26 protein-coding genes are annotated in these 26,500 nt (G+C 68.9%); 6 read left to right on the top strand and 20 right to left on the bottom strand.

The genetic code is table 11. From position 1 onward, the window contains the following. Window positions 1–29: 29 nt before the first annotated feature. The 8 genes from DIE22_RS12510 to DIE22_RS12475 all read right to left on the bottom strand — a co-directional run bounded on the left by DIE22_RS12510 (window position 30) and on the right by DIE22_RS12475 (window position 6,644). Window positions 30–887, bottom strand: a complete 858-nt coding sequence (locus DIE22_RS12510; protein ID WP_124496911.1) for a lysophospholipid acyltransferase family protein — start codon at window positions 885–887, stop codon at window positions 30–32. Window positions 888–906: 19 nt separating this feature from the next. Continuing rightward, window positions 907–2,193 (bottom strand): dihydroorotase, encoded by a 1,287-nt coding sequence (locus DIE22_RS12505; RefSeq protein ID WP_124496912.1) that lies wholly within the window; start codon window positions 2,191–2,193, stop codon window positions 907–909. 59 nt (window positions 2,194–2,252) lie between these two features. Further along, a complete protein-coding gene (locus tag DIE22_RS12500) occupies window positions 2,253–3,284 on the bottom strand; it encodes an aspartate carbamoyltransferase catalytic subunit (protein ID WP_059608134.1) in 1,032 nt (343 codons plus the stop codon). A gap of 74 nt (window positions 3,285–3,358) precedes the next feature. Then, a complete protein-coding gene (pyrR, locus tag DIE22_RS12495; protein ID WP_124496913.1) occupies window positions 3,359–3,874 on the bottom strand; it encodes a bifunctional pyr operon transcriptional regulator/uracil phosphoribosyltransferase PyrR in 516 nt (171 codons plus the stop codon). Continuing rightward, window positions 3,861–4,310 carry a Holliday junction resolvase RuvX gene (gene ruvX, locus DIE22_RS12490; RefSeq protein WP_124496914.1) on the bottom strand — a complete coding sequence of 150 codons (450 nt, stop codon included), beginning with the start codon at window positions 4,308–4,310 and terminating at the stop codon, window positions 3,861–3,863. The genes pyrR and ruvX overlap by 14 nt, the downstream gene beginning before the upstream one ends. Next, window positions 4,307–4,885, bottom strand: a complete 579-nt coding sequence (locus DIE22_RS12485; protein ID WP_044846295.1) for a YqgE/AlgH family protein — start codon at window positions 4,883–4,885, stop codon at window positions 4,307–4,309. The genes ruvX and DIE22_RS12485 overlap by 4 nt, the downstream gene beginning before the upstream one ends. A gap of 182 nt (window positions 4,886–5,067) precedes the next feature. Further along, on the bottom strand, window positions 5,068–6,369 hold the full coding sequence (locus DIE22_RS12480; RefSeq protein WP_124605214.1) for a hypothetical protein: 1,302 nt from the start codon (window positions 6,367–6,369) through the stop codon (window positions 5,068–5,070). 104 nt (window positions 6,370–6,473) lie between these two features. Next, on the bottom strand, window positions 6,474–6,644 hold the full coding sequence (locus tag DIE22_RS12475) for a rubredoxin (RefSeq protein ID WP_004186709.1): 171 nt from the start codon (window positions 6,642–6,644) through the stop codon (window positions 6,474–6,476). Window positions 6,645–6,897: 253 nt separating this feature from the next. Between DIE22_RS12475 and DIE22_RS12470 the strand changes: the two genes are divergently transcribed. Continuing rightward, on the top strand, window positions 6,898–7,764 hold the full coding sequence (locus DIE22_RS12470) for a hydroxymethylpyrimidine/phosphomethylpyrimidine kinase (RefSeq protein ID WP_124496916.1): 867 nt from the start codon (window positions 6,898–6,900) through the stop codon (window positions 7,762–7,764). 186 nt (window positions 7,765–7,950) lie between these two features. On the opposite strand, the gene groL is transcribed toward DIE22_RS12470, so the two are convergent. From groL to DIE22_RS12410, 11 genes are all read right to left on the bottom strand, one after another. Further along, window positions 7,951–9,591, bottom strand: coding sequence for a chaperonin GroEL (groL, locus tag DIE22_RS12465; protein ID WP_057926130.1), 1,641 nt, complete (start codon window positions 9,589–9,591; stop codon window positions 7,951–7,953). A 46-nt stretch (window positions 9,592–9,637) separates the two neighbouring features. Beyond that, entirely contained in the window at window positions 9,638–9,931 is a 294-nt protein-coding gene (locus tag DIE22_RS12460; RefSeq protein WP_124496917.1) for a co-chaperone GroES, read from the bottom strand. A 372-nt stretch (window positions 9,932–10,303) separates the two neighbouring features. After that, window positions 10,304–10,813 carry an SRPBCC family protein gene (locus DIE22_RS12455; protein ID WP_124496918.1) on the bottom strand — a complete coding sequence of 170 codons (510 nt, stop codon included), beginning with the start codon at window positions 10,811–10,813 and terminating at the stop codon, window positions 10,304–10,306. Between the two features lie 23 nt (window positions 10,814–10,836). Then, the gene (locus tag DIE22_RS12450) at window positions 10,837–11,469 is read right to left on the bottom strand and encodes a DUF1571 domain-containing protein (RefSeq protein WP_124605213.1); all 633 of its coding nucleotides are present in this window, start codon (window positions 11,467–11,469) and stop codon (window positions 10,837–10,839) included. After that, window positions 11,466–11,867 carry a quinol oxidase gene (locus DIE22_RS12445; RefSeq protein WP_124605267.1) on the bottom strand — a complete coding sequence of 134 codons (402 nt, stop codon included), beginning with the start codon at window positions 11,865–11,867 and terminating at the stop codon, window positions 11,466–11,468. Before DIE22_RS12445 ends, DIE22_RS12450 begins: the two co-directional genes overlap by 4 nt. A 55-nt stretch (window positions 11,868–11,922) precedes the next feature. Further along, entirely contained in the window at window positions 11,923–12,705 is a 783-nt protein-coding gene (locus DIE22_RS12440; RefSeq protein ID WP_124496920.1) for an anti-sigma factor family protein, read from the bottom strand. Further along, window positions 12,705–13,220, bottom strand: a complete 516-nt coding sequence (locus tag DIE22_RS12435; protein WP_124605212.1) for a sigma-70 family RNA polymerase sigma factor — start codon at window positions 13,218–13,220, stop codon at window positions 12,705–12,707. The genes DIE22_RS12440 and DIE22_RS12435 overlap by 1 nt, the downstream gene beginning before the upstream one ends. 58 nt (window positions 13,221–13,278) lie before the next feature. Further along, the gene (locus DIE22_RS12430) at window positions 13,279–13,638 is read right to left on the bottom strand and encodes a hypothetical protein (RefSeq protein WP_124496922.1); all 360 of its coding nucleotides are present in this window, start codon (window positions 13,636–13,638) and stop codon (window positions 13,279–13,281) included. Between the two features lie 295 nt (window positions 13,639–13,933). After that, window positions 13,934–15,778, bottom strand: a complete 1,845-nt coding sequence (locus DIE22_RS12425; protein WP_124605211.1) for a hypothetical protein — start codon at window positions 15,776–15,778, stop codon at window positions 13,934–13,936. 478 nt (window positions 15,779–16,256) lie between these two features. Beyond that, window positions 16,257–17,501, bottom strand: coding sequence for an NAD(P)/FAD-dependent oxidoreductase (locus DIE22_RS12415; RefSeq protein ID WP_124605210.1), 1,245 nt, complete (start codon window positions 17,499–17,501; stop codon window positions 16,257–16,259). A gap of 67 nt (window positions 17,502–17,568) precedes the next feature. Next, the gene (locus DIE22_RS12410; RefSeq protein ID WP_124605209.1) at window positions 17,569–18,348 is read right to left on the bottom strand and encodes an ABC transporter substrate-binding protein; all 780 of its coding nucleotides are present in this window, start codon (window positions 18,346–18,348) and stop codon (window positions 17,569–17,571) included. A gap of 383 nt (window positions 18,349–18,731) precedes the next feature. On the opposite strand from DIE22_RS12410, the gene DIE22_RS12405 reads away from it, so the two are divergent. The 5 genes from DIE22_RS12405 (at window position 18,732) to DIE22_RS12385 (ending at window position 24,081) form a co-directional block, all read left to right on the top strand. Further along, window positions 18,732–19,706, top strand: a complete 975-nt coding sequence (locus DIE22_RS12405) for an ornithine cyclodeaminase family protein (RefSeq protein WP_124605208.1) — start codon at window positions 18,732–18,734, stop codon at window positions 19,704–19,706. Further along, window positions 19,703–20,497 carry a transcriptional regulator gene (locus DIE22_RS12400; protein ID WP_124496927.1) on the top strand — a complete coding sequence of 265 codons (795 nt, stop codon included), beginning with the start codon at window positions 19,703–19,705 and terminating at the stop codon, window positions 20,495–20,497. The genes DIE22_RS12405 and DIE22_RS12400 overlap by 4 nt, the downstream gene beginning before the upstream one ends. A 199-nt stretch (window positions 20,498–20,696) precedes the next feature. Next, complete coding sequence (locus tag DIE22_RS12395; RefSeq protein ID WP_124605207.1) at window positions 20,697–21,431, top strand: DsbA family oxidoreductase; 735 nt, start codon at window positions 20,697–20,699, stop codon at window positions 21,429–21,431. Window positions 21,432–21,554: 123 nt separating this feature from the next. Then, window positions 21,555–22,994, top strand: coding sequence for a DHA2 family efflux MFS transporter permease subunit (locus DIE22_RS12390; RefSeq protein WP_124605206.1), 1,440 nt, complete (start codon window positions 21,555–21,557; stop codon window positions 22,992–22,994). Between the two features lie 298 nt (window positions 22,995–23,292). Continuing rightward, window positions 23,293–24,081 (top strand): sulfite exporter TauE/SafE family protein, encoded by a 789-nt coding sequence (locus tag DIE22_RS12385; protein WP_124496930.1) that lies wholly within the window; start codon window positions 23,293–23,295, stop codon window positions 24,079–24,081. Between the two features lie 214 nt (window positions 24,082–24,295). Here DIE22_RS12385 and DIE22_RS12380 read toward each other — a convergent pair whose 3' ends face one another. Beyond that, complete coding sequence (locus DIE22_RS12380) at window positions 24,296–26,128, bottom strand: S10 family peptidase (protein WP_124605205.1); 1,833 nt, start codon at window positions 26,126–26,128, stop codon at window positions 24,296–24,298. Between the last annotated feature and the right edge of the window lie 372 nt (window positions 26,129–26,500).

The raw sequence follows: 26,500 nt of genomic DNA, 5'->3' as shown, positions 1-26,500 counted from the left end.
GCGGCGACGCGCGCGAACGACACGGCGCGTCAGCCCTCGCGCCCCGGCACCGCCTCCTCCGCCGCGGCATCGCCCGCCGCCCCGGCGCCGACTTCGGTTGCCGGATAGGCATGCTTCTCGAGCTCCGCCAGCGACTCGGGCGACGGCTTGCCGACCTTCGCCTGCAGCGTCTCGAGCGCGGCCGCGATCGCATCGCGCGCGGCCGCTGACGTCGTGCGACGATCACCGCCCGGCGCGATCGGCTCGCACACGTACAAATGCACGACGAGCGGGCCGCCGCGCAACACCATGTCGAGCGACATCCCGAGCGACAACTCGCCGGTGTAGGCCGGCGCGACCGACTGCCGCTGCTGCGCGTCCTCGTACATCAGGCAGATCGGCTGCACCGCGCAGCCGGCCGACACCGCGGCCTGGAACAGGTTCGCATGGAACGGCAGCAGCGCCTGCCCGTCCGACGTCGTCCCTTCCGGAAACACGCACATCACGCCGCCGTTGCGCAGCCGGTCGGCCATCTCGTGCATGACCCGCATCGCCTCGGTGCGCTTCTCGCGCTGCAGGAACACGGTATCGAGCTTCTCGGCCAGCCAGCCGACCACCGGCCACTGCCGCACCTCGGCCTTCGACACGAACGGCGTCGGCCGCCACGCGTTGACCGTGTAGATGTCGAGCCACGACACGTGGTTGCCGACGACGAGCGCGCCCGCGTCGAGGCGCGCCCCGTCGTTGTGGACGACGAGGCGCATTCCACAGATCCGCAGCAGCTTGAGCGACCAGCGGCGCGTGAGCGCGAGGCGCCGCGCGGGGCTCACGTGCGAAAAGCGCAGCGCGACGATCGCCATGCCGCGCAGCAGGTGAAAGACGAGACGCAGCTTGCGAAGAGCGGTCATGGCGAGGATCCGGCGTGGTTCAGTGGCGCTCGAACGCGACCTGCCCCGCCACGAGCGTCGCACGCACGCAGGCCGGGAGTTCGTAGCCGAGGAACGGCGAATTGTGGCCCTGGCTCTTCAGCGCACGCGGCTCGACGCGCCAGTGCGCGCGCGGGTCGAACACGCACAGGTCGGCCACGCCGCCTTCGGCCAGGCGGCCCGCCGGCAGCTGCAGCACGTCGGCCGGCGCGGCCGTGATGCGGCGCAGCGCCCGCGCGAGCGGCGTGTTCGTTTCATCGGCCCACTTCACCGTGAGCGACAGCAGCAGTTCGAGCCCCGTCGCGCCGGGCGTCGCTTCGGCGAACGGCAGCAGCTTCTCGTCGTCGTCGACCGGCGTGTGATCGGAGCAGATCGCGTCGATCGTGCCGTCGGCGAGCGCCGCGCGGATCGCTTCGCGGTCGCGCTCGCCACGCAGCGGCGGGTCGAGGCGGAACTGTGAATCGAAGTAGCCGATGTCGACGTCGATCAGGTGCAGGTGATTCACGCCGACGTCGCACGTCACGGGCAGCCCCTCGGCCTTCGCCGCGCGCACGAGCGCGAGGCCGGCCGCCGACGACAGGCGTGCGAGGTGCACGCGCGCGCCGGTCACGCGCATCAGCTCGAAGATCGTATGCAGCGCGATCGTCTCGGCTGCGACCGGCACGCCGGACAGTCCGAGCCGCGATGCGAGCGCGCCGCTCGCGGCGACGCCGCCACGGCCGATGAACGCGTCGAGCGGACGCAGCCACGTCGTGTAGCCGTAGGTGCTCGCGTACTGCAGCGCGCGCAGCAGGACCTGCGTGTCGCGCACCGGCACGTTCGCATGCGTGAAGCCGACGCAGCCCGACTCGGTCAGCGCGACCATCTCGGTGATCACTTCGCCCTTCAGGCCGACAGTGAGCGCACCGAGCGGATGAACGTTCGCCTGGTGCAGGTTACGTGCGCGGAACTTGAGCATCTCCACGAGGCCCGCCTCGTCGAGCACCGGGTCGGTGTCCGGCGGGCACACGAGGGTCGTGACGCCACCCGCGACGGCCGCGGCCATCTCGGACGCGAGCGTCGCCTTGTGCTCGTAGCCGGGCTCGCGCAGCCGCGCGCACAGGTCGACGAGGCCGGGCGCGACGATCAGGCCCGACGCGTCGATCGTCTTCTCCGCGTTGAAACCGGCCGGCGCTTTACCGGCCTCCGCGAGCGCGGCGATCTTGCCGTCCGCGACGAATACGTCGGCCTGCCGTTCGGTGCCGGCGACCGGGTCGATCAGCGTGCCGCCTTGGATATGAATCTTCATGCGCTGTCTGTGAATGCGTTGAATGCGTTGAATGCCTGAATAAGGATGCGCGAACGGGCTCAGTCGCTGTTGCCGGCGACGATGCCCATCACCGCCATCCGCACGGCGATGCCGAACGTGACCTGGTTGAGGATCACCGACTGCGGACCGTCGGCGACCTGCGAGTCGATCTCGACGCCGCGGTTCATCGGGCCCGGGTGCATCACGATCGCGTCGGGCGCGGCGAGCGCGAGGCGCTCGGGCGTCAGGCCCCAGGTCTTGAAGTACTCCTGCGCGGACGGCAGCAGCGCGCCGCTCATCCGCTCGTTCTGCAGGCGCAGCATGATGATCACGTCGACGCCCTTGAGCCCTTCGTCGAGGTTGTGGAACACCTTCACGCCCATCTGCTCGAGACCGCCCGGCAGCAGCGTGCGCGGGCCGATCGCGCGCACTTCCGGCACGCCGAGCGTGGTGAGCGCGTGGATGTCGGAGCGCGCGACGCGCGAATGCAGGATGTCGCCGACGATCGCCACGCGCAGCTTCGTGAAGTCGCGCTTGTAGTGGCGGATCGTGTACATGTCGAGCAGGCCCTGCGTCGGGTGCGCGTGACGGCCGTCGCCGGCGTTGATCACGTGCACGTGCGGCGCGCAGTGCTCAGCGATCAGGTACGGCGCGCCGCTCGACGCGTGACGCACGACGAACAGGTCGGCATGCATCGCCGACAGGTTGTTGATCGTGTCGAGCAGCGACTCGCCCTTGCTCGTCGACGACGCGTTGATGTTCAGGTTCAGCACGTCGGCCGACAGGCGCGTCGCGGCGATCTCGAAGGTCGTGCGCGTGCGCGTCGAGTTCTCGAAGAACAGGTTGAACACCGACTTGCCGCGCAACAGCGGCACCTTCTTCACTTCGCGGTCCGTCACGCTGACGAACTGCTCGGCCGTATCGAGGATGTGGTTGACGATCGAGCGCGGCAGGCCCTCGATCGACAGCAGGTGTTTCAGCTCGCCGTTTTTCGTGAGCTGCGGATTGCCCTTCAGGAAACCGTAGCGGAACCGCTCGGGGCTCGCGGTCGCAGCGGGATTGCCGGTGCGGCCAGTGGTGTCGGTGGTCATGGTGTGCGTGATTCCAACTATGCAAACGGGCCGCGGCGCGAACCGGCGGCCCGGGATACGGTTTCGCGGTCCGGTCAGGCGCCGTGCGCCTCGATGCGCAGCGTGAACTGCGCGGCTTCGTCGCGCGCGAGCACGAGCGTCGCATCGGCCGGCACGTCGAGCGTGCCGCCCGCGAAGCGCGCGGCGACCGGCAGCTCGCGGCCGCCGCGATCGGCGAGCACCGCGAGCTCGACCGCGGCCGGACGGCCGTAGTCGAACAGTTCGTTGAGCGCGGCGCGCACGGTGCGGCCGGTGTACAGCACGTCGTCGACGAGCACGATGCGCGCGCCGTCCACCTCGAACGGCAGCGACGTCGGGCTGGCCTGGCTGTGCAGCCCCTTCTTCGCGTAGTCGTCGCGATGCAGCGCGACGTTCACGACGCCGAACCCCGGCGCGCCGAGATCGCGCGCGAGGCGCTCGGCGAGCCAGGCGCCGCCGCTGTGAATGCCGGCGAGCCGCGGGCCGCCCGGCTCGGCGAAGGCCGTGCCGTAGGCGTCGCGGATCTGGTCGAGCAGGACGCGGTAGAGCGCGTCGGCGTCAATGGTGCTCATGGTCGGACAATTGATCGAGATACTGTTGAAGGATCACGCGCGCGGCCTCGGCATCGAGCATCTCGGCGCGTGCGCGGCCGCGCACGTTGCGCTCGCGCAGCCCGGCCTCGGCCTCGACCGACGAATAGCGTTCGTCGACCCATGTGACGGGCAGCCCGAACCGGCCGTTCAGCTGGTTGCCGAAGCGCTTCGCCTGCTGCGTCATCTCGTGCGGCGTGCCGTCAGGATGCATCGGCAGGCCGACGACGAGCGCGTCCGGCCGCCATTCGGCCAGCAGGTCGCCGACCGCCTTGAAGCGGTGCTCGCGGTTCAGGTTGGGAATCACGACGAGGGCGCGGGCCGAGCACGTCAGCGCATTGCCGATTGCGACCCCGATCCGCTTCTCGCCGTAGTCGAACGCCAGGAGCGTCGCATCGCGCGCGCTCGCGCCGCTCATGCGTGCCCTGCTTCGCCGGACAGCATCGACGAGCTGACACCGAGCAGGCCGAGCGCGGCTTCGAAGCGCTCCTCGGCCGGTGTGTCGAACACGATGCGTGGATCGGCGGCCACGGTCAGCCAGCCGTTGCGGGAAATTTCTTCCTCGAGCTGCCCTGCGCCCCAGCCTGCATGGCCGAGCGTCAGCAGGAAGCGCTTCGGGCCGGTGCCCGTCGCGACCGCCTCGAGCACGTCCTTCGACGTCGTCATCTCGAGCCCGCCCTCGACCGACATGGACGAGTTGTAGTTCGCGCCCTCGACCGGCTCGTGAAGCACGAAGCCCCGCTCGGTCTGCACCGGGCCGCCGAAGTACACGGGAATGTGCAGCAGCGGCTCGATGTCGAGCTTCAGGTCGATGCGGCTGAACAGGGATTCGAGGTCGATGTCGGTGGGACGATTGATGACGAGGCCGAGCGCCCCGCGCTCGCTGTGATCGCAAAGATAGACCACCGTTCCCGAAAACGTCGGATCGGCCATGTTCGGCATGGCGATCAGGAACTGGTTGGTGAGATTGATGCGATCGGAAGGCTTTGACATGGTTTGAATTTTAGCAAAGACGCCGCGACCTGACCGGGCCGCGATCAACAAGCAACGCCGCGCGACGTTGGCAACGACGCACGCGGATCACACGGCACTCTAACACGCGCGCGGGCGCTGTCGGCAGCGTGTTGCCGGCCCGCGCCGCAAGGGCTGCCGCCGTGTACGCGCCCCGTTGCGCGTCAGGTCCGGCCAAGCGCCCCGCCGAGCGCCCCGGACGCCGCGGTCAGGTCCGGCGGCGCCACCCCCGCGGCGATCTTCAGCAGCGCGGCGCGCAGCATGTCGGACGCGCGGCCGTGCGCGTCGAGCCCGCTGCCAGCGAGCGGCAGGCCGTGCGCGGCGCGGCGCCACGCCAGCCCAAGCGTATCGGCCAGCAGCGCCGCGTGACCGAGCCCGAGTGCGCACGCGGCCGTACCGACCCGATAGGCGGCCGCGGATGCGCGCCATGCGGCCCCCGCATCGGCCGCGGCCGGATCGACGGCCAGATCGGCCATCGACGCATCGGCCGTCTGCAGGAAATCCTCATACGCATGCGCGTTGACGGTCACGACACCGAGCATGCGGGTGGGCGCCGCCGCGACCGCGTCCTGCTCGGCCCGCGCGGCATCGGCCTCCCACAGCGCCTCCGATGCGGGCGTGCCGGCGACGTGCCAGTCCACGGTCAGTCCATAGTCGTGCAGCACATCGACGAGCGCGACATCTTCCGCGGCCGCGCCGAACAGCGCGAAATCGCGCCACAGCAGCGCAACCGTCTCGCGCACGAGCGCCGGCGGCGCATGGCGCCGGCCCTGAGCGTGCTCGCCGAGCAGCAGGTTGGTCCGCGCAAGGAAACGTTTCAGTTCGGGCGCGGCGCTGGCGCGCAGCGCGCGCAGGCATGCGGCGGCGAGCCGCCAGAAGTCGTACGGGGCCTCGTCGGCCAGCGCGGTCAGGGTCGCATCGAGTTCGTCGAGCGCCGCATCCGGCGTGCCGTTCGGCGCACGCAGCACGCCGAGCAGGGCCTGCTCGTAGCGGGCTCGCGCCCGGCTCGCGAACGCGTCGGGCAACGCACGCAGCGTCGCCGGCGGCATCGCGCGCCCGACGAGCGCCAGCACGTCGAGCGGCACGCTCGCATGCAGGTCGGCCGCGCTTTGGGCACGCAGTGCACGGAAATGGTCCAACAGAAGCGGCGAGCAGGCCAGCTCGCGCAGATTGTGGCGCCCGACCGCCGCGCGGAAATCGCGCAACGCGATGCGCCACGCGGCGGACGTCGGTTCGGCGGCGACGAGCGGCGCCGTGGCGGCCAGCTGCCCGGCGAAACGGGCGGCCGGCAGCCAGCCGGCCTCCGCCAGCACGGCGGCGGCGGCCGACAGCGGCGCGGCCGCGTCGTCGCGACGCTCGAATGCGTCGGCGGCCGCCGCGAGCCACGCGTCGGCCGCGTGCACGGCCCCGCCGCGCGGGTTGGGCAGTGCGTCAGGGTAGGGAACGTTCGCCGGATCGGACGTCATGGACACGCGCGCCTGTCATCGTCAAGTCGCTCGCGCCGGCCGCGACGCGCAAGCGCCGGGCAACCGCGAGGCCGGAGCGGGGTGTCCGTGGGCCAAGGGTCCGGTCAGATCTGGACCATCTCGAAGTCTTCCTTGCGAGCGCCGCATTCGGGGCACGTCCAGTTGATCGGGACGTCTTCCCAGCGCGTGCCCGGGGCGATGCCCTCTTCGGGCAGCCCGGCTTCTTCGTCATAAATCCAGCCACAAATCAGGCACATCCAGCTCTTGTATTCCATCTTAAGCCGCGTTGGGAAAGTCGGTAAATTCGGGAGCCATGATGGTACCGTGTCGGGGCCGGACTGCCTAGCAATCGCACTGGAGTGCGGCGACTACGTTGCGCTGCGCTAAAAAATCCATCGTGCGGGCCGGATTCCGCCGCATAATGGCTGGAAAGTGCGGCCTGCCGGGCAACACAGGGCCAAACCGCCCATTTCGCCTCGCCGTCCGCAGTTCCGTCGCTTCCCCGTTTTTTTCTTGCCCCATTTTTACATGTCCAGCAACGCCCCTCCGATCGTCCTCACCTTCGGCCTGTCCGATCCCACCGGCGGCTCCGGCCTCCAAGCCGATCTGATGACCCTGGCGAGCATGGGCTGTCACGGCGTGTCCGTCCTGACGGGCTACACCGTGCGCGACTCGGCCGCCTGCGACGAAGTGACCGGCCTCGACCCCGATGTCGTCGCCGCCCAGGCGCGCATGCTGCTCGAGGACATGCCGGTCGCCGCGTTCAAGATCGGCGCGGCGACGCGCGCGGAAGTCGTGAGCGCGATCGCCGAAGTGGTCGCCGACTACGACGGCGTGCCGCTCGTGCTCGCACCGGATTTCACGCTCGACGACGAGCACGTGCTCGCCGCCGACGACCTGCGCGAATCGATCGCCGACCTGCTCGCGCCGCAGACGACGCTGCTGGTCGCCGACCACGCGACGCTGATCGCGCTCGCGCAGCCGGACGGCGACGCCGAGGCGCCGAATCTCGACGCGGCCGTGTCGCACCTGCTGTCGCAGGGCTGCGAGTACATCCTGTCGTCGGAGACGGGCTCACACCGGCTCGTCAACACGCTGTACGGCGAGGAAGGCCAGCTCCGCGAAGACATGTGGGATCGCTCGCCGCATCGGCTGATGGGCATCACCGACACGCTCGGCGCGGCGATCGCGGCACTGCTCGCGAACGGCCAGGAGCCGCCCGAAGCGGTGCGCGAAGCGCAGGAATACCTGTACCAGGCCGTACGCGATGCGTTCCGGCCCGGCATGGGCGCATACCTGCCCGACCGGTTCTTCTGGGCGCGCAGCAACGATGAAACGGACACGCCTCGGGCCGTGAAGGCCGATCCGGTGCCGCGGACGTCGCACCGGCATTGACGCATGCATGGCGGCCCCGCGCCGCCGTCGTGCGCGGTTGATCATCGCCGCGGGGCGGCATGTCCGCCCCGCATGTCCGCTCCTTTCGTGCACACACATAAAAAAAAGACCCGCATCGCTGCGGGTCTTTTCTTTTGGCTGGAACGCGCATCGCTGCGCGTTCCGGACACCATCGACCGAAGTCGATTACATGTCCATGCCCATGCCGCCCATGCCGCCCGGCATGCCGCCCGGCATCGGTGCATCTTCCTTCGGCAGTTCCGCGACCGCTGCGTCCGTCGTCAGCAGCAGGCCTGCAACCGACGCTGCGTTCTGCAGTGCGGTGCGCGTGACCTTGGTCGGGTCGACGACGCCGGCTTCAACCATGTCGACGTACTCGCCCGTTGCTGCGTTGTAGCCGTAGTTGCCCGTGCCTGCAGCCACTGCCGCCACCACGACGCTGGCTTCTTCGCCACCGTTCGTGACGATCTGGCGCAGCGGCTCTTCCATTGCGCGCAGCACGATCTTGATGCCGGCGTTCTGGTCGGCGTTCGCGCCGGTCAGGGCTGCGATCGCGGTGCGAGCGCGGATCAGCGCAACGCCGCCGCCTGCCACGATGCCTTCTTCCACAGCTGCGCGCGTTGCGTGCAGTGCGTCTTCGACACGTGCCTTCTTTTCCTTCATTTCGACTTCGGTCGCAGCACCGACCTTGATCACTGCCACGCCGCCGGCCAGCTTGGCCACGCGCTCTTGCAGCTTTTCACGGTCGTAGTCCGACGTCGCTTCTTCGATTTGCGTGCGAACTTGCTTGACGCGCGCTTCGATGTTCACGGCTTCGCCTGCGCCGTCGATGATCGTCGTGTTTTCCTTGCCCACTTCGATGCGCTTCGCCTGGCCCAGTTCTGCCAGCGTTGCCTTCTCGAGCGTCAGGCCGGTTTCTTCCGCGACGACCTGACCGCCGGTCAGGATCGCGATGTCTTCCAGCATGGCCTTGCGGCGGTCGCCGAAGCCCGGCGCCTTGACCGCAACGGTCTTCAGGATGCCGCGGATGTTGTTGACGACCAGCGTCGCGAGCGCTTCGCCTTCGACGTCTTCAGCGATGATCAGCAGCGGACGGCCAGCCTTCGCGACTTGCTCGAGCACCGGCAGCAGATCACGGATGTTCGACACCTTCTTGTCGTGCAGCAGCACGAACGGGTTGTCGAGGACGGCGACTTGCTTGTCCGGGTTGTTGATGAAGTACGGCGACAGGTAGCCGCGGTCGAACTGCATGCCTTCGACGACGTCGAGTTCGTCGGCGAGCGACTTGCCGTCTTCGACGGTGATCACGCCTTCCTTGCCGACCTTGTCCATCGCTTCAGCGATGCGATCGCCGATCGACGTGTCGCTGTTCGCCGAGATCGAGCCGACCTGTGCGATTTCCTTGTTCGTCGTGCACGGCTTGCTGATCTTCTTCAGCTCTTCGACAGCCGCTGCGACTGCCTTGTCGATGCCGCGCTTCAGGTCCATCGGGTTCATGCCCGATGCGACGTACTTCATGCCTTCGCGAACGATCGATTGCGCGAGGACGGTTGCCGTCGTCGTGCCGTCGCCTGCGTTGTCGCTGGTCTTGGAAGCCACTTCCTTGACCATTTGCGCGCCCATGTTCTGGAGCTTGTCCTTCAGCTCGATTTCCTTCGCGACCGACACACCGTCCTTGGTGACCGTCGGGCCGCCGAAGCTGCGCTCGAGCACGACGTTGCGGCCCTTCGGACCCAGCGTGACCTTGACTGCGTTGGCGAGAATGTTCACGCCTTCGACCATCTTCGAACGGGCGGAATCGCCGAATACGACGTCTTTAGCTGCCATCTTCTAACTCCTTGAATTCTTGGGAATATGTACCGTCAGTGGACGCTTACTGCGCGTTGACCACGGCCATGATGTCTTCTTCGCGCATGACCAGCAGCTCCTGGCCGTCGACCTTGACGGTCTGGCCAGCGTACTTGCCGAACAGCACGCGATCGCCGACCTTCACGTCGAGCGCGATCGGCGCGCCCTTGTCGTCGCGCTTGCCCGGGCCGACCGCAAGGATCTCGCCTTGATCCGGCTTCTCAGCAGCAGCTTCGGGGATCACGATGCCCGAGGCGGTCTTGGTTTCCTGATCCAGGCGCTTGACGATCACGCGATCGTGCAAAGGACGAAGGTTCATATTCACTCCTCTCTTGACTGAGATTGAAGAACGCTTAGGGAATCTGCCCGGCGGGTTGCCCGGCAGAGAATTGTTAGCACTCTCGTGCAGCGAGTGCTAATTATATGGACGGGTTTTGACAAATTCAAGAAGGGGAGCCGGAGGTTTTTTCACCCGGCCAGAAACGGCGGAAAAACGGGGATGAATTAGAAAAATCCTTTTGAAACAACCAAGTAGGCATCTTCCACGCGCGCCGGGATCCGGCACGATGCGGGATATCCCGACCCTCGCACCGATTTGACACGGGGTAAGCACCGAGTTCCGTCGGTCTCCGGCATCGCATGAAAAAACCTGCCCGGGCGCCGACGGGGCGCACCGCCCGGTGCCGGATCGTCACATGTCCGGACAGCCCGCGACCGGCTGGAACGTCCGGCCGTCGGTTTCGACCGTCGCGCCGAGCAGACGCGCGAGCCCTTTCGCGCCTTCGCGCATCACGACGTCGTGATTCCAGATGAATAGCGGCCGCGCAACCGGCTCCAGCCAGTTCATCCAGCGCTCGCGCGTGCGGATGTGCCACTCGTAGCGCACGACGGTACGCGTGCCGTCGCCCGCGAACGACCAGCAGCCGTCCCCTTCGATCGCGCCGCTGGCGCGGCCTTCGAGCACATGCGGCCGCTCGACGCGCAGCACGCGCATGTCGAAGGTCAGCCGGTACGGCAACGCGCCCTTCCACGTGTATCGCTGCAGCGCGCCAACGCCGCGCACGTCGCCGCGCTCGATCTCGACGGTCCGAACGGCGCCCTTCCACCAGTCGGGCCAGCGGTCGACCTCGTAGATCGCATCCCAGACCGCCGCGAGCGGCGCGTCCACGCGCCACGTCGTCGAAAACCGGTATTCCGCCATGCAGCCTCCGGCACGAATCGCGATCAGGGTGCGAAAAAGCGGGCGGGAAACGCGACGTCGATCTCGACGTGGTCGAACGTCACCGTTTCGAGCGGGTCGCCGTCGCCGTCCGCGAAGCTGACGACCTTCAGCGGAAAGCCGTCCTTGGTGTCCAGCCACAGCCGGTAGCGATGCACGCCGTCGACCACGTGCGCGGGCGCGCCCGTCACCGACACGCGCAGCGCGGTCCGGCCGCCGATGGGCTCCTCGCCTTCCGTCACCGTCGCGCCGCCCTGCTGCAGCACATGCACGTTGCGCAGCAGCTCGCCGACGTCCGACCGGTCGACGCGATGGCCGCTGCGGTCGCGCACGAGCGGATTGGACGGCGACAAGGTCAGCGCGGGCAGTGCATGCTCGCCGAACGGGCGCAGCCGAACCTTGCCTTCGCCGGGATCGTACGCGAGTACCGCGCCGTGATGGGGCGACACGAAGTCCATCCGGACGAAACCGGGCTTCAGGTATGCATAGCGGAATTCGGCGTGCTCGCCGCTTCGCGCCGACGAGCGGATCGTCGCGCGGTACGAGCGGACCTGGTCGAAATGTGCCTGCGCAACGGTCACGGGGTCGGCTGTCATGCTCGCTCCTATCAGGCTCGCGGCCAGCAATGCGGCGATCACTGCGCCGCCTCGACGTCGAGCACGCCTTCCATTCCACGCTCGCGATGGCTGCGCAGGAACAGCAGCCGATGCGTGCAATAGTAGGCGAAGCGGCCGGGCGCCGTCGGCGTGAAGCGCAGGGTGCGCGGCGTCGTGCCGAGTTCGGTGTGAACCGCGATGCCGGCCTGCGGCGCGTCGATCTCGAAACTGTGCGGCACGACGCCCGGCTCGGCCGACACGGTCAGTTCGACCGGGACGTGCGCGCGGACGATCACGTGCTTCGGACGAAAGAAATAGCTGCCGCCGACGATCGTCACCCGCTGCACGCCGTCGGCGTCGACCGGCACGCGCGCCGGGGCGTCGCCGTCCGCCCGCGCGTGCCCGGCGCTTGCCGCGAGCACCGCCACCACCATCGCCATCGCCAGCCTCGCCGTCTTCGTGTTCATTCTCCGCTCCCTGCCGATGCCGCGCGCGTCACCCCTTCCATGCGTCGGTCGGCCCGCCGAGCGCGCCGCACGCGTCGATCGCGAGCTGGCGCAGGCGCCGTTCGTCGCCTCGGCCGGACAGCGCAAAACCCATGCCGCGATCCGACCAGAAGTACGTGTAGCGGCCGTCGGCCGACATCGCCCGCGGCGCGAGGCGCCGCGCGTCGTAGGCCGTCATGTACAGCGTCACGCGCGCGCCGTCCGCACGCTGGTACATCAGTTGCGCGGCCGGCCCCGCGTCGCCCGGCAACAGCCGGCCGCCCAGCAGCGCGTAGCCGTATTCGTCGAGCGACGGTGCGCGCACGGGCCGGCCGAGACGCGCGGACAGCCATCCGGCCAGGCGCGCCGGGTCGCGGGCGTCGATTTCGACCGGGTGTTCACGATCGGCCGTGTACACGGCATACGCGACATCCGCGCGCGCGGCGAACGCCGGTTCGACGCCGAACGCCGTCCAGCCCGCGTGCAGCGCGATGCCGAGCACCAGCCCGGCCGCCAGCCCCGCGCACGCATACGCGACCACGCGCCAGCGCGACGCGCGCCGCTGCACGAACAAAGCCGGTGCGGCGGCCGGCAGCGGGAACAGCGCGCGCAACGCGTCGCGCTGCGCGCCGTAATGCGCGAACCGGTCGGCTTCCCGCGGATCGGACTGCAGCCGTTCGAGCACCTCGCGACGCTCCTGCCCGGACAGCTCGCCGTCGAGCAGCGCCGACAGCAGCTGGGCCGATGCAGCGTCGTCCCGATCGTTCGAAGGTTTGCGCGGATCGTCGTCCATCATGTCTTCCCGATCACCCGTAACGCGGCCGTGCCGTGCGCCGCCGGCTCGCCGGACAGCAACGCACGCATCCGTTCACGCGCCCGCGACAGCCGCGACATCACCGTCCCCACCGGCACGCCAAGTATCTGTGCGGCGTCGCGGTAGCTCAACTCCTCGAGCGCGACCAGCAGCAGCACCTCACGCTGCTCGACGGGCAGCCGGTACAGCGCGCGCTGCACGTCGCGCAGCATCAGGCCGCCGATCTCGTCGGCCGGCGCGGCCATCGTCTGCCATGGCGCGGTCGCGTCGTCGACCGCGATCTCGTGCCGTGCGCGCAACTGGTCGATGAAGCGGTGGCGCAGCAGCGTCAGCAGCCACGCGCGCAGGTTGCCGCCGTCGCGCGGCGGCCGGTTCAGCGCACGCTCGAGCGTGTCCTGCACGAGATCGTCCGCCCAGGCCCGGTCGCCCGTCAGCGCACGCGCGTACCGCGTGAGATGCGGCAGCCACACCAGCAGGTCCGATTCGTAGCTCATGCGGATGCCTCGCGCGTCGCCGCGCCGTCAGTCAGTCCGTCAGTCCGTCGATCAGTTCTCAGGGACGCGCGACGTGCCACATACCGCCAATCCCGTCACCGCCCGCGTCGCCGGCCTTGCGGTCCATTTTCCAGCGATACAGCGGGCGACCGTGGTACGCCCATTGCTTCGCGCCGTCGTCGCGCGCGACGAGGCTGAGTGCACCGGACGCCTTGTCGTATCCGTCGGCGAGCGCCGGCGGCCAGTTGGCCGCGCAAGTGCCGCTGCACGTGCTCTTGCCCGGCGTGTCGTGATCGAACACGTACAGCGTCATGTGATCTTCGTCGACCAGTTTCCCGTTGCTGGCCTGCGGCGGCTCGGCGGCTGCGGGCCGCGCGAACGCGGCCGTCAGCGCGATGGCGAACAGCATGGTCTTCATTCCCGTTCTCCTTGACATGGCATCGCGGCACGACACTGCCGGACGGGACGTCGACTTCGTCATGACCATTATCCCGCTGTCCGGTTGCGCCGCGACTCGGAATGTAAACGGACGGCCGCGGCCGGTTATTCCATGCCGCGGCCGCGGTGACCGGCCGGAGGCCGCGCAGCGCCATTCATCCGACGAATATCATCGAGAACCCAAAAGAAAACGCGGCATGACATTGCTGTCATGCCGCGTTGCGCGACCCGTTGCGCGCGGCAGGCGATGTCGCGCCGCCGCGCGTTCCGGCCGGTTACTTCGGCAGTGCGCCCGTCACCGCCTGGAGCAGCGTCGACACCGGCGCGAGCGGGTTGTTCGCCGAGCTGTTGCCCGAATGCGGCGTGACCGACAGGCCCGGCGTGGAACCCAGCGCCGTCCCCAGCGTCGTGCCGACCGCATTGACGACCGTCGCCGTCGCGTTGCCGCCCGTCGACAGCAGCGAACCGGCTGCGCCCGCCGTGCTGCCCGCCGCGCTCGCGCCCGAGCCGAGCAGGCTGCCGCCCGCTGCCGCCGTCGAACCGGCCGCGCCCGACAGCGTGCCGGCCGCCTGCCCGAGGGCTGCCGGACCGTTCGCGAGGGCGCCCGTCACCGAACCGAGCGCACCGGTCAGTGCGCCGGCCGGGTTGCTGCCGCCGGTCAGACCGCTGACGAGGTTCGTGATCGGCGCGATCGGGCTGCTGCCGCCTGCGCCCGACAGCGTGCCGACGACCTGGTTCACGACGCCCTGCACCGGCGCCAGCGGATTCGTGCCACCGAGGTTGCCGAGTGGGCCCGTCACCGAGTTGACCGCGTTGCTCAGCGCGCCGGCCGGACTGCCTCCGCCGAGCGTGCTGACGACCTGGTTCACGACACCCTGCACCGGCGCCAGCGGATTCGTGCCGCCGAGGTTGCCGAGTGCGCCCGTCACCGAGTTGACCGCGTTGCTCAGCGCGCCGGCCGGATTGCCGCTGCCGAGCGTGCTGACGACCTGGTTCACGACGCCCTGTAGCGGGGCCAGCGGGTTCGAGCCGCCGAGGTTGCCGAGTGCGCCCGTGACCGAACCGAGCGCGCCGGCCGCGTTGCCGCCCGTCGGCAGCGCGTTCTGCAGGCCGCTGACGAGGTTCGTGATCGGCGTGATCGGGCTGCCGCCGCCGGCGCCCGACAGCGTGCCGACGACCTGGTTCACGACGCCCTGTACCGGGGCGAGCGGGTTCGTGCCGCCAAGATTGCCGAGCGCACCCGTCACCGAGTTCACCGCGTTCGTCAGTGCACTGGCCGGGTTGCCGTTGCCGAGCGTGCCGGCGAGTTGCGTAACGACGCCTTGCACCGGTGCCAGCGGGCTCGACACGCCACCGACGTCGCCGAGCGTGCCCGTGATCGTATTAACCGCGTTGCTCAGTGCGCCGGCCGGGTTGCCGCTGCCCAGCGTGCCCGTGACCTGGTCGACGACGTCCTGGATCGGCGCCAGCGGGTTCGTGCCGCCGACGTTGCCCAGTGCGCCCGTCACCGTGCCGAGTGCGCCGGTCAATGCGCCAGCCGGGTTGCCGCCGAGCGCGCCCGTCACTTGATTCACCGCGCCTTGAACCGGCGCCAGCGGGTTCGCACCGCCACCGATGTTGCCCAGCGCACCCGTGACCGTGCCGATCGCACCGGTCAACGCACCAGCCGGGTTGCCGCCACCAAGCGCACCCGTCACCTGATTGACCGCGCCCTGAACCGGCGCCAGCGGGTTCGTACCGCCACCAACATTCCCCAGTGCGCCCGTTACCGTGCCAACCGCATTGCTCAACGTCCCCGTCGCCGTATTCAGCGCACCAGCCGGGTTGCCGCCACCGAGCGCGCCCGTCAGCGCATTCACCGCGCCCGGCAAAGCCAGCGCCGGATTGCCCAGCGACGTCTGAATCTCGCCCGCCCCGCCCGCCGCCACGGTGACCGAACCCAGCGGCGACGTGCCGGTCGCCGCCAGCCCGATCGATGCGCTGTTCGTCGGCGGGTTCACGATCACTTGCGGAATCGGCAGCCCATCGAGCGGCCCCGCGATGGCCGAACCGGAAGCCAGTACCCCGAACGCCGTCGCGACCGACAGCGCCACACCCGTCAACTTAATATTTTTTCCCATCCTTACCCCATCTCGGTTGGCACTACGTTGATAAAGCATGGGGACGGATCGCACGAAGTGTGCCACCTCGATAAAACGGATTCATTCGTTGGCTCATTGCAAGCCAATAACGTTTTTATATGGATTTCCCGGGGAAACAGACGGACCGTGACGAGTCAATCATCCGACGAAAAAGGCGTGCGGGGCGCGGATGTAACGTAACGTTTGCGAGTCCCGAGGTAACGTGTTCCGGTACATTCCGGGTCACATCGGAACGGGCCGTTACGAAGCGTCGCCGGATTGCCCGGGCGGCCCGGACAGCCCACCTGTTTCACATTGCATTTCCATGAAAATGCGTTGATAAATCGCTTGTTTTCTGATTTTCTTATATCGCGATTTCTTTCCGATCAATTACGCAGACCATATCCGGTTGCGCGGATTTCGATAATGCGGAAATCCGAATGAAAAACCGTGACGGCCGCAACCCGCCGCGACGGGTTCAGCCGAAGCGCGCGGGCCGGTACGGGTGGGGATCGAGGTAGGTCGGCGCACCCGTCATAATTTCGGCGAGCAACCGTCCTGTCGCGGGGCCGAGCGTGAGTCCGTGGTGGCAATGGCCGAACGCGAACCACAAATGCCGATGGCGCGGCGCAGGCCCGATCACCGGCCGCATGTCGGGCGTGCACGGCCGCATCCCGAGCCACGGTGCCGGGTCGAGCCGTTCGCCGATGCCGAATGCGTCGCGCGCCAGCGGCTCGGCACGCGCGAGCTGCACGCCGGTCGGCGGCGCGCCGCGCAGTGCGATCTCGACGCCGGTCGTGAGCCGCAGGCGGCCGCCCTCCATCGGCGCGACGACGAAGCCCTCCTCGGTATCGCACACGGGCACGCTCAGCTGCGGGCGGGTCGGCCGGTAATGCATGTGATAGCCGCGCTTCACGCGCAGCGGAATCCGGTAGCCGAGCGGCGCGAACACGTGATCGGACCACGGCCCGAGCGCGACCACGGCCGATCGGGCCGAGATCGGCCCGTGTTCGGTATCGACCTGCCAGCCGTCGCGCACCTGCGCGAGCGTCGTCGCGTCGCCGAGCGCGAACGTGCCGCCCTCGCGCTCGAACAGCCGCGCGTATGCCTTCGTGAGACCGCCGGGGCTCGACACGGTCTTCGGGTCCTGCCAGTGGAATGCGCCGCAGAATGCGGCGCCGATGCCGGGCTCGCGTTCGCGCAACGCGTGCGCGTCGAGCACGCTCATCCGCAACCCGTGCGCGTCGGCCACCCGCTGCTGCGCGCGCGTTTCTGCATCGAACAGCGCGGGCGAGCGAAACGCCTCGATCCACCCGCCGTCATGCACGAGCGGCTGCGCATCGGTGCGCGCGAGCAGCGCGTCGTGCTCGACGACGCTCGCCGCGACGAGCGGCAGCATGTCACGCGCGGCGGCCGCGAGCCGCTGCGGCGACGATTCGCGCCAGAAGCGCGCGAGCCAGCCCGCGTATGCGGGCAGCGCCTTGTAGTCCCAATAGAGATCGACCGAGCGGTTGCGTGCGTAGCGCAGCAGCGTGCCGAGCCGGCGCGGGAACGCGTACGGCACGACCGACGAGCGTTCGATCAGCCCGGCATTGCCGTGGCTCGTTTCCTCGCCGGGCGCACGCCGGTCGACGAGCGCGACGCGCAGCCCGCGATCCTGCAGATGCAGCGCCGACGATACGCCGACGATGCCGGCCCCCAGAACGATGACGTCGAAATCCATGCTTTTCCGTACTGCGTCGAGATTCGGTGCGACGCGCGCCGGCACCGCGGCCGGCGCGCGGCCAGGCTTACTTCGCGACGATGTCGCGCTTGAAGTACTTCTGCGACAGCGCGCTCAGCGTGCCGTCCTTCTTCAACGCATCGAGCGCGCCGACGATCTTCGCCTGCAGCGCCGTGTCGCCCTTGCGCATCCCGAAGCCGGTGCCTTCTCCGAGCGTCGCGGGATCCTTCAGCGGCTCGCCGACGATCTGGTAGTCGCGGCCGGCCGGCTTGTCGAGGAAACCGTCCTGCGCGGTCTGCGCTTCCTGCACGGCCGCGTCGAGACGACCGGCGACGAGATCCGCATAGATCTGGTCCTGGTCCTGATACGACACGACGGCCACGCCCGCATTCGCCCAGTGCGCCTTCAGGAAATCCTCCTGCGACGAACCCTGCAGCACGCCGACGCGCTTGCCGCGCAGGCTCGCGGCATCCGGCCGCAGCGGCGAGCCGCGGTGCGCGACCATCACGATCGGCACCACGTAGATCGGCGGCGTGAAGTCGATGCTCTGCTTGCGCTTCGCGGTGATGTTCATCGCCGAATTGATCGCGTCGAACTTGCGCGCCTGCAGCGCCGGGATCAGCCCGTCGAACGCGTTCTCGACCCACACGCACTTCATGTTCAGCTTCGCGCAGACCGCGTTGCCGACGTCGACGTCGAAGCCCTGCAGCTGGCCGGCCGGCGTCTTGCTCTCGAACGGCGGGTAGGCGGCTTCGATCCCGAAGCGCAGCGTGGTCTGTTCCGCGTGGGCCGTGACGGTCGCGCATGCAAGCGCCGCGACGGCGCAGAGGGAAAGCTTCCAGTTCATGACGGATTTCCTTCGATTCCGGATTGAGGCGATGAAGACCGATCGCGCGACGCCGTTGCCGGCCGCCGGATCGGCATGCGATGCAGCCGGCCGCCGTACGGCAGACACGCTGTATCCACACGCCAAATATAGACTCTTAGTCTACTATAGACTATAGGGGATACGATAATCGCAGCGCGGCCGTGGTCGGCGGCAATGTTGTCGATCACGCCAAACCCCGTTGATTTATCGAGATTTTTCCTTCGACAGGCGGCGCGATCGAGTCTCGAAAAGAAAAATCTACCCGAGTTCTTTTGTCTATATTAGACTTTTAATCCATTACGAACACGGCCGGACGCCCTCTTTCGAGACAGTCCTGTCCGGCCCCCGACCGGAGAAGTCCCATGACGCAACCCGCCCCGACCCTGCCGCTGACCGTCGACGAAGCCGCGGTGCGCGCGGCGCTGCCGTCGCTCGACGTGCTCGGCACGCTGCGCCGCATGTTCGCGTCGCTTGCGTCGGCCCGCGCGGTGCAGCCGCCGCAAACCCTCACGCCGTTCCCCGAACAGGCCGGCGATTTCATCACGTACCTCGGCGTGCTCGCCGACGAGCAGGTGTTCGGCGCGAAGCTGTCGCCGTACGTCGTGACGGGCGGCAAGCCCGACGGGAGACCGATCGTCACCGCATGGACCGCGCTGATGTCGATGCGCACCGGCCAGCCGCTGATGTGGTGCGATGCGGGGCTGCTGACGGTCGAGCGCACGGCCGGCACGACGGCGCTCGCGGTCGACTGCCTCGCGCCGCGCGACGCGCGCCGGCTCGCCGTGATCGGCACGGGCGCGGTCGGCCTCGCGCATCTGCGCCACACGGCTGCACTGCGCGACTGGGCTTCGATCAGTGTTCATTCGCCCGCACTCGCCGGCGACCCGGCGCTGCAGGCGACGCTCGCACAGATCGATCCGCGCGCCCGCCCGGCCGCCAGCGTCGAGGCGTGCGTGCGCGATGCGGACGTCGTGATGCTGTGCACGTCGTCGGGCACGCCGGTGCTCGCCGACGGCATGCTCACGCGCCCCGCGCTCGTCACGTCGATCAGCACCAACGTCGCGCGCGCACACGAGATCCCGCCCGCGTGGCTGCCGGACATGGACGTGTACTGCGACTACCGGCACACGACGCCCGCGAGCGCGGGCGAGATGCAGATCGCGGCGGCCCGGCACGGCTGGACGCCCGAGCGGATCGTCGGCGACCTGCCCGCGCTCGTCGCTGGCACCTGCGCGGCGCCGTCGCGCACGCGTCACGCGTTCTTCCGCTCGATCGGCCTCGGTCTCGAGGACATCGCGATCGCCCACGCGCTGTACACGCACCTGATGCGCGCATGAGCGGCACGCGCACGCGGGGCCGATACAATGGCGCAACCGCCGCGGCGGCAGCGCGCGGGCGCACGGACATGCCGGTCGACGGCACGCCGGCGCGCCGCGTCGACGCACCGCCCGGCCCCCGCTCACCCGAGATGGCGATTCCGATGCGCAAGAAGCAATCCCCCGTCAAAGACCTGCTGCTCACCCGCTATGCACCGATCGCCGACGGCATCGCGGCGCTGTTCTTCCCGTACGCGGAAGTCGTGATCCACGACCTGCACGACCAGACCGTGCTGTACCTCGCGAACAACCTGTCGAAGCGCGAGGTCGGGGACGACTCGGCGCTCGAGGAAATCGATCATTCGGCCCGCGAACGCGTGATCGGCCCGTACGAGAAGCTGAACTGGGACGGCCGGCGGATGCGCTGCGTGAGCAACGTGCTGTTCGACGACGAAGGCCGCCCGGCCGGGATGATGTGCATCAACTTCAACATCGCGGTGTTCGACGACGTCCGCGCGACGCTCGACGTGTTCATCAAGGGCGCCGGCATCGTCGCGCAACCCGACGAGCTGTTCCGCGACGACTGGCAGGAGCGCATCAACACGTTCCTGCACGGCTGGCTGCGCGAACGGCAGGTCGGCCTGAACGGCCTCACGCGCGAACACCGGCGCGAACTCGTCGAGGCGCTGCATGCGGAAGGCGCGTTCCGCGGCAAGAGCGCCGCGAACTACGTCGCGAACGTGCTCGGGATGGGGCGCGCGACCGTCTACAAGCACCTGAAGCATCTGAAGGAAACGCAGGGCGACGCGTAAGCGGCGTGCTCCGCGGGCCGGGTCGCCGGACATGCCGCCGTCGCCAGCATGGGCAATCGCTACCGTTACGTGCCGTCCGTTTCCATGCTTCGTGATGCGTCGAAGGCCGGCCCGTTCCGCCCGGGGCAGGCCACGGCGAAGCGTCGAAGCATAAAGTGATATAGTCCCGGTTACATTTATTTGCCGCCCCGGACCGCCCATGACGACCACCCCTGCCCCGACTGCCCGCCCGACCCTGACCGTCGAAATCTGGTCCGACCTGATCTGCCCGTGGTGCTGGATCGGCAAGCGCCGCTTCGACGAGGCGCTCGCCGCGTTCGCGCACGCCGAGTACGTCGACGTCGCGCTGCGCGCGTACCGGCTGATGCCGGGCCAGCCGGTCGAGCCGGTCGAGGCGATGCTCGCCGGCAAGTACCGGATGTCGCCCGCGCAGGTCGAGCAGATGCTGCGCCAGGTGACCGATGCCGCCGCGAGCGTCGGGCTCCGCTACGACCTGCCCGGCACGGTCGTCGGCGACACGCTCGACGGTCACCGGCTCGTGAAGCTCGCGGAAGCGACCGGCCGCGCCCATGCGCTGACCGAACGCCTGTACCGCGCCTATTTCTGCGAGCACGGCTCGCTGTTCGACCACGCGGCGCTGAGCGACTTCGCGGTCGAAGCGGGGCTCGAGCGCTCGGCCGTCGACGCCGTGCTGCGCAGCGACGCATACCGTGACGAAGTCGAGGCCGACATCGCGCGCGCCGCGCAGATCGGCGGACGCGGCGTGCCGCTGTTCGTGTTCGGCGGCCGCTACGCGGTGTCGGGCGCGCAGCCGGCCGACGTGTTCGCGCAGGCGCTCGAGCAGGCGTGGCGCGACGGTGCGATCGTCGAACTCGCCGGCGACGACGCGGCCGCCTGCGGCCCCGACGGCTGCGAACTGCCGCCACGCGGATAACGTCCGGCGCCGCGCGACACCCGCCGCCGCTACGCGTCGCTCCTGCCACAAACCGGCAGGAAGCGGGTGCCGCCGACGTCTACAATGCAGCCTTTCAAACAACTGTCAGAAGGCGGCAGGCCCATGACCCACGGGATCCACGGCGAAAAGCGCTGGTACGCGCTGCTCGTCCTCTGCCTCGGCGTGCTGATGATCGTGCTCGACAGCACGATCGTGAACGTTGCGTTGCCGTCGATCAGCACCGACCTCCACTTCACCGGGACGGCCCTCGTGTGGGTCGTCAACGCATACCTGCTGACGTTCGGCGGCTGCCTGCTGCTCGGCGGCCGGCTCGGCGACCTGTACGGCCAGCGGCGCATGTTCCTCGCGGGCCTCGTCGTGTTCACACTTGCGTCGCTCGCCTGCGGCCTCGCGCAATCGCAGACGATGCTGATCGCCGCGCGCGCCGTGCAGGGCTTCGGCGGCGCGATCGTTTCGGCCGTGTCGTTGTCGCTGATCATGAATCTCTTTACCGAACCGGGCGAACGGGCACGCGCGATGGGCGTCTACGGCTTCGTCTGCGCGGGCGGCGGCAGCATCGGCGTGCTGCTCGGCGGGCTCTTGACGAGCACGCTGTCGTGGCACTGGATCTTCCTCGTCAACCTGCCGATCGGCATCGCGGTCCATGCGATGTGCATCGCGCTGCTGCCGCGCATGCGCGCGCCGGCCGGCGCGGCGCGCCTCGACGTCGCGGGCGCGGTCACCGTGACCGCGTCGCTGATGCTCGCGGTCTACGGGATCGTCGGCGGCAACGAGGCCGGCTGGCTGTCGACGCAGACCGTCGTGCTGATCGGCGCGGCCGTCGTGCTGCTCGCGCTGTTCGTTGCGATCGAGGCGCGCGTCGCGCATCCGCTGATGCCGCTCACGCTGTTCGCCGCGCGCAACGTCGCGCTCGCGAACGTGATCGGCGTGCTGTGGGCCGCCGCGATGTTCGCGTGGTTCTTCCTGTCCGCGCTCTACATGCAGCGCGTGCTCGGCTACGGGCCGCTGCAGGTCGGGCTCGCGTTCCTGCCGGCGAACCTGATCATGGCCGCGTTCTCGCTCGGGCTGTCGGCGCGGATCGTGATGCGCTTCGGGATCCGCGGCCCGATCGCGGCCGGCCTGCTGATCGCCGCCTGCGGCCTCGCGCTGTTCGCGCGCGCGCCGGCGGACGGCGGCTTCGTCTGGCACGTACTGCCCGGCATGACGCTGCTCGGCATCGGCGCGGGCGTCGCGTTCAATCCGGTGCTGCTTGCCGCGATGAGTGACGTCGATCCGGCCGACTCGGGGCTCGCGTCGGGCATCGTCAACACCGCGTTCATGATGGGCGGCGCGCTCGGCCTCGCCGTGCTCGCGAGCCTCGCGGCCGCGCGCACCGATGTGCTCGCGGCCGCTCGCGCGACGCCGCTCGACGCGCTGAACGGCGGCTACCACGCCGCGTTTGCGGTCGGCGCGGCATGCGCGGCCGCGGCCGGGCTGCTCGGCCTCGCGCTGCGCATCCGCCGCCAGGACGCCGTGCCGGGCGCCGGCCCGGCGATGCACTGACGGCCGCCCCGCCTCGACCGGGGGGCGCGCCGTCGCGCCCCGCTCCCGCCTTCCTCCCCGATCCGGCGCGCCCCGTCCGACAGCCAGGCATCGGCCGCACCGCCTGCCGACGCCGGCGCGCCGCCCCGCCGGGCCCGGCGCCCGTTCAAACGACCGTTTCACCCGCCGCGAACGGCCCGTCCGGTGGACTTTCCCGGTCAATTTTTAACGTAGTCGTACATCGACGCGCCACTTTTGCGACAATGGCAGACTTTGACCCGCGCGCCGCCGCCGAACGCCGCATAACCGCCTGCTTCCGATGTCGCTTCCCCATATCGATCTGCTGTACTCCCTGTCCGGCCTGTTCGTCGGCATTCTCGTCGGCCTGACGGGCGTCGGCGGCGGCTCGCTGATGACGCCGATCCTCGTGCTGCTGTTCGGCGTCCACCCCGCGACGGCGGTCGGCACCGACCTGCTGTACGCCGCCGCGACCAAGGCCACCGGCACGCTCGTCCACGGGCTGAAGGGGTCCATCGACTGGCGCATCACCGGCCGGCTCGCGGCCGGCAGCGTCCCGGCCGCGGCCGTCACGCTGTGGGTGCTGCACACGCACGGGATGAATTCGCCCGGCACCGCGCGGATGATCCAGCTGGTGCTCGGCATCGCGCTGCTGCTCACGTCGCTCGCACTGATCTTCCGTCCGCAACTGACCGCGCTCGCCGCGCGCAACCCGCTCGCGCCGAGCCCCGCGCGCACGCTGTGGTCGACCGTGCTGACGGGCGCCGTGCTCGGCGTGCTCGTGTCGATGACGTCGGTCGGCGCCGGCGCGATCGGCGTGACCGTGCTGCTGCTGCTGTATCCGATGCTCGCGACCACCCGCATCGTCGGGTCCGACATCGCGCACGCGGTGCCGCTCACGCTCATCGCGGGCATGGGTCACTGGCTGCTCGGCTCGGTCGACTGGTCGATGCTGCTGTCGCTGCTGCTCGGCTCGCTGCCCGGCATCGTGCTCGGCAGCCTGCTGTCCGCGCGCGCGCCCGAGCGGCTGCTGCGCAACCTGCTTGCCGCGACGCTCGTCGCGGTCGGCGTGCGGCTCGTGCTCGCGTAAGCGGCGCGGGCGCCCTTCCGCCGCGGTTATCTCCTTGTGCCCGCCGGCGCATGACGCGCCGGCCCGTCTCCCGCCGCACAAGAAAACAGCCCGACCGGCCTGCGCCGATCGGGCTGTCGTCCATCCGGGGCGGTGAGATCCGCGCACGGCCCGGCGGCGAACCGGGGCGACGCGCATCGCATCGCGCGGGCGGCGCGCACGCCGCCCGCTGCGCTTACTGCCCCTGCTGCTGCAATTGCTGCTGCCTGAGCTGCTGCGTGCGCGCCTGCAGCTTCAAGACGCGCTGCAGCGCGGTACGGTTCGCGAGGATGCCGTCGTAGAAGTTGCCGAGGTCGCCCTTCAGCGCGGTCCGCGATGCGTCGTTCAGGTAGATCATGTGGCCCGACGGGTAGTTCCTGATCGTTAGGTTCCGCGCCTTGAGCGTCGGATCGAGCGGCATCTGCGCGAGCGTCAGCTCGGTCTGGTGGAACGGCGTGACCGCATCGAAGTAGCCGTTCGCCGACAGCACCTTCAGGTCCGGGTTCACGCTCATCGTCGCCGCCAGGTCACCGGCCGTATACAGCGTATTGCCGCCGCCCCGGTTCGCGCCGGTCGGGTCCGTGTGGCTGAAGTCCCAGTTGTTGAAGACCTGGTCGTTCAGGTCCACGAACGACGACGTCGACGTGTACTTGAGATCGGTGTTGATGTAGCTGTTCCACAGCACCGTGTACGCGCCGCCGACGTTCGTGATCGACGGATCGTTGCTGCCCGAGTTCGGCAGGATGTACGGCGCGATGCCCTTGCCCGTGAAGTTCGCGCGGCCGTCGTACTGGCCGATCTGCGTGCCCGGCACGAGCGTCAGGAAGAACGTGTACGGCGGGTTGTCGTCCGACGACGGCACGTTGCCGAGCGCGGCCGGGTTGCCGAAGGTCTGGATCAGCGACGTCGGATCCGTGCCGATGTACGCCCCCATCTGCTGCGCGGTCTGCAGGTTCAGGTTCAGCCGCACGTTCACGAAGCCGCCGTCCTGCGGGTTCGGCTTCTGCGCGAGCGGCGCGAGCGTGTTGTCCGCGTAATTGCGGGCCTGCACCATGTACGCGTCGAGATCGGTCGGCGTGGGGTTAAGCGTCGTCTTCTTCCAGTAGAACGCGTCGGCCGCGAGTGTCGGGAACGTGCCCGGCGCGGACAGCGCATTCGCATAGTCGAGGATCGACGACTGCAGCGTGATCCCGTTCAGGTCGATGCCGTCTTCATGCAGCACCCACGACACGACCGCGCTGCGCGCCGTGCCGTACGACTCGCCGTACAGGAACTTCGGCGAGTTCCAGCGCGCGTACTTGGTCAGGTAGCGCTGGATGAAGCGGTCGATCGAATGCGCGTCCTGGTCGGTGCCCCAGAAGTCCTTGTTCTTCGCCGGGGCGATCGCCGCCGAGTAGCCGGTGCCGACCGGGTTGATGAACACGAGGTCGGAGCGGTCGAGCAGGCTGTCCGGGTTGTCGAGCAGCTTGTACGGGGCCGGCGGCGTGAAGCTCGGGAACGACGACTGCAGGCGCTTCGGCCCGTACGAGCCGAGCAGCAGGTACACCGACGACGAGCCGGGGCCGCCGTTGTAGAAGAACGTGACCGGGCGCGGCTTCGACGGGTCCGGGTTGTCCTGCGTGTACGCGACGTAGAACATCTTCGCGTTCGGCGCCGACGTGATCGGATCGATCGTGGTCAGGTGGCCGGTGGTGGCCGTGTACTTGATGGTCTTGCCGCCGATCGTGACCTGACGGTGCACGACCGCGGCCCCTTCGGTCGAATCCGTGACCGCGTCGTCCGGTCCGGTGCCGTACACGTCGTTGTCGACATACGGCTGGTCGGCCACGGCAGCCGTTGCGTCGGTGCTGGCCGACGTGCTGCCGTTCGACGTCGTCGCCGCCGCCGCGGTGGCGGCGGCCGGGCCGGACCCGTCGTCGCCGCCGCATCCCGTGACGAGCAGCGCCGCGGCCGCGGCTGCGGCGAGCGGCATGCTCAGTGTCGTTCCAAATAGCGCGAAACCGTCTTTCAAGGACTTCAGTGTCGTCATTATTGCCTCTCGAACAGAACGATAAATACCGCCGGCGCAAAGGATCATTCGCGCCGGCGCTCCGCACCGGGAGCGCATTCGTTTTGCGATGCACCCCGAGTTTTTACCGGATCGACGAATACCGGCCGGCATGATTTACCCCACCCATATTCCGCCACCGCGCAATGGAATCAATTCCATTGCGACCGGCAATTCAATACTGCGCGGCAATGCGAATTCAGGCCCGTGATCCGCATGCACGAGAAATCGCAGGCAAAAGTATTCCCTGCAAAGCCGGCCAGGCAAGGCGCCGCCGCTTCGAACAGACGAACGATCCCTCTCGGCGAGATGTCGATTAATCGCAAAACGGCGACCAATCCCAGCTCGAGCCGA

It is taken from the genome of Burkholderia sp. Bp9142, from assembly GCF_003853415.1.
GTDB lineage: Bacteria > Pseudomonadota > Gammaproteobacteria > Burkholderiales > Burkholderiaceae > Burkholderia.
This window is presented reverse-complemented; position numbering and strand designations above follow the sequence as displayed.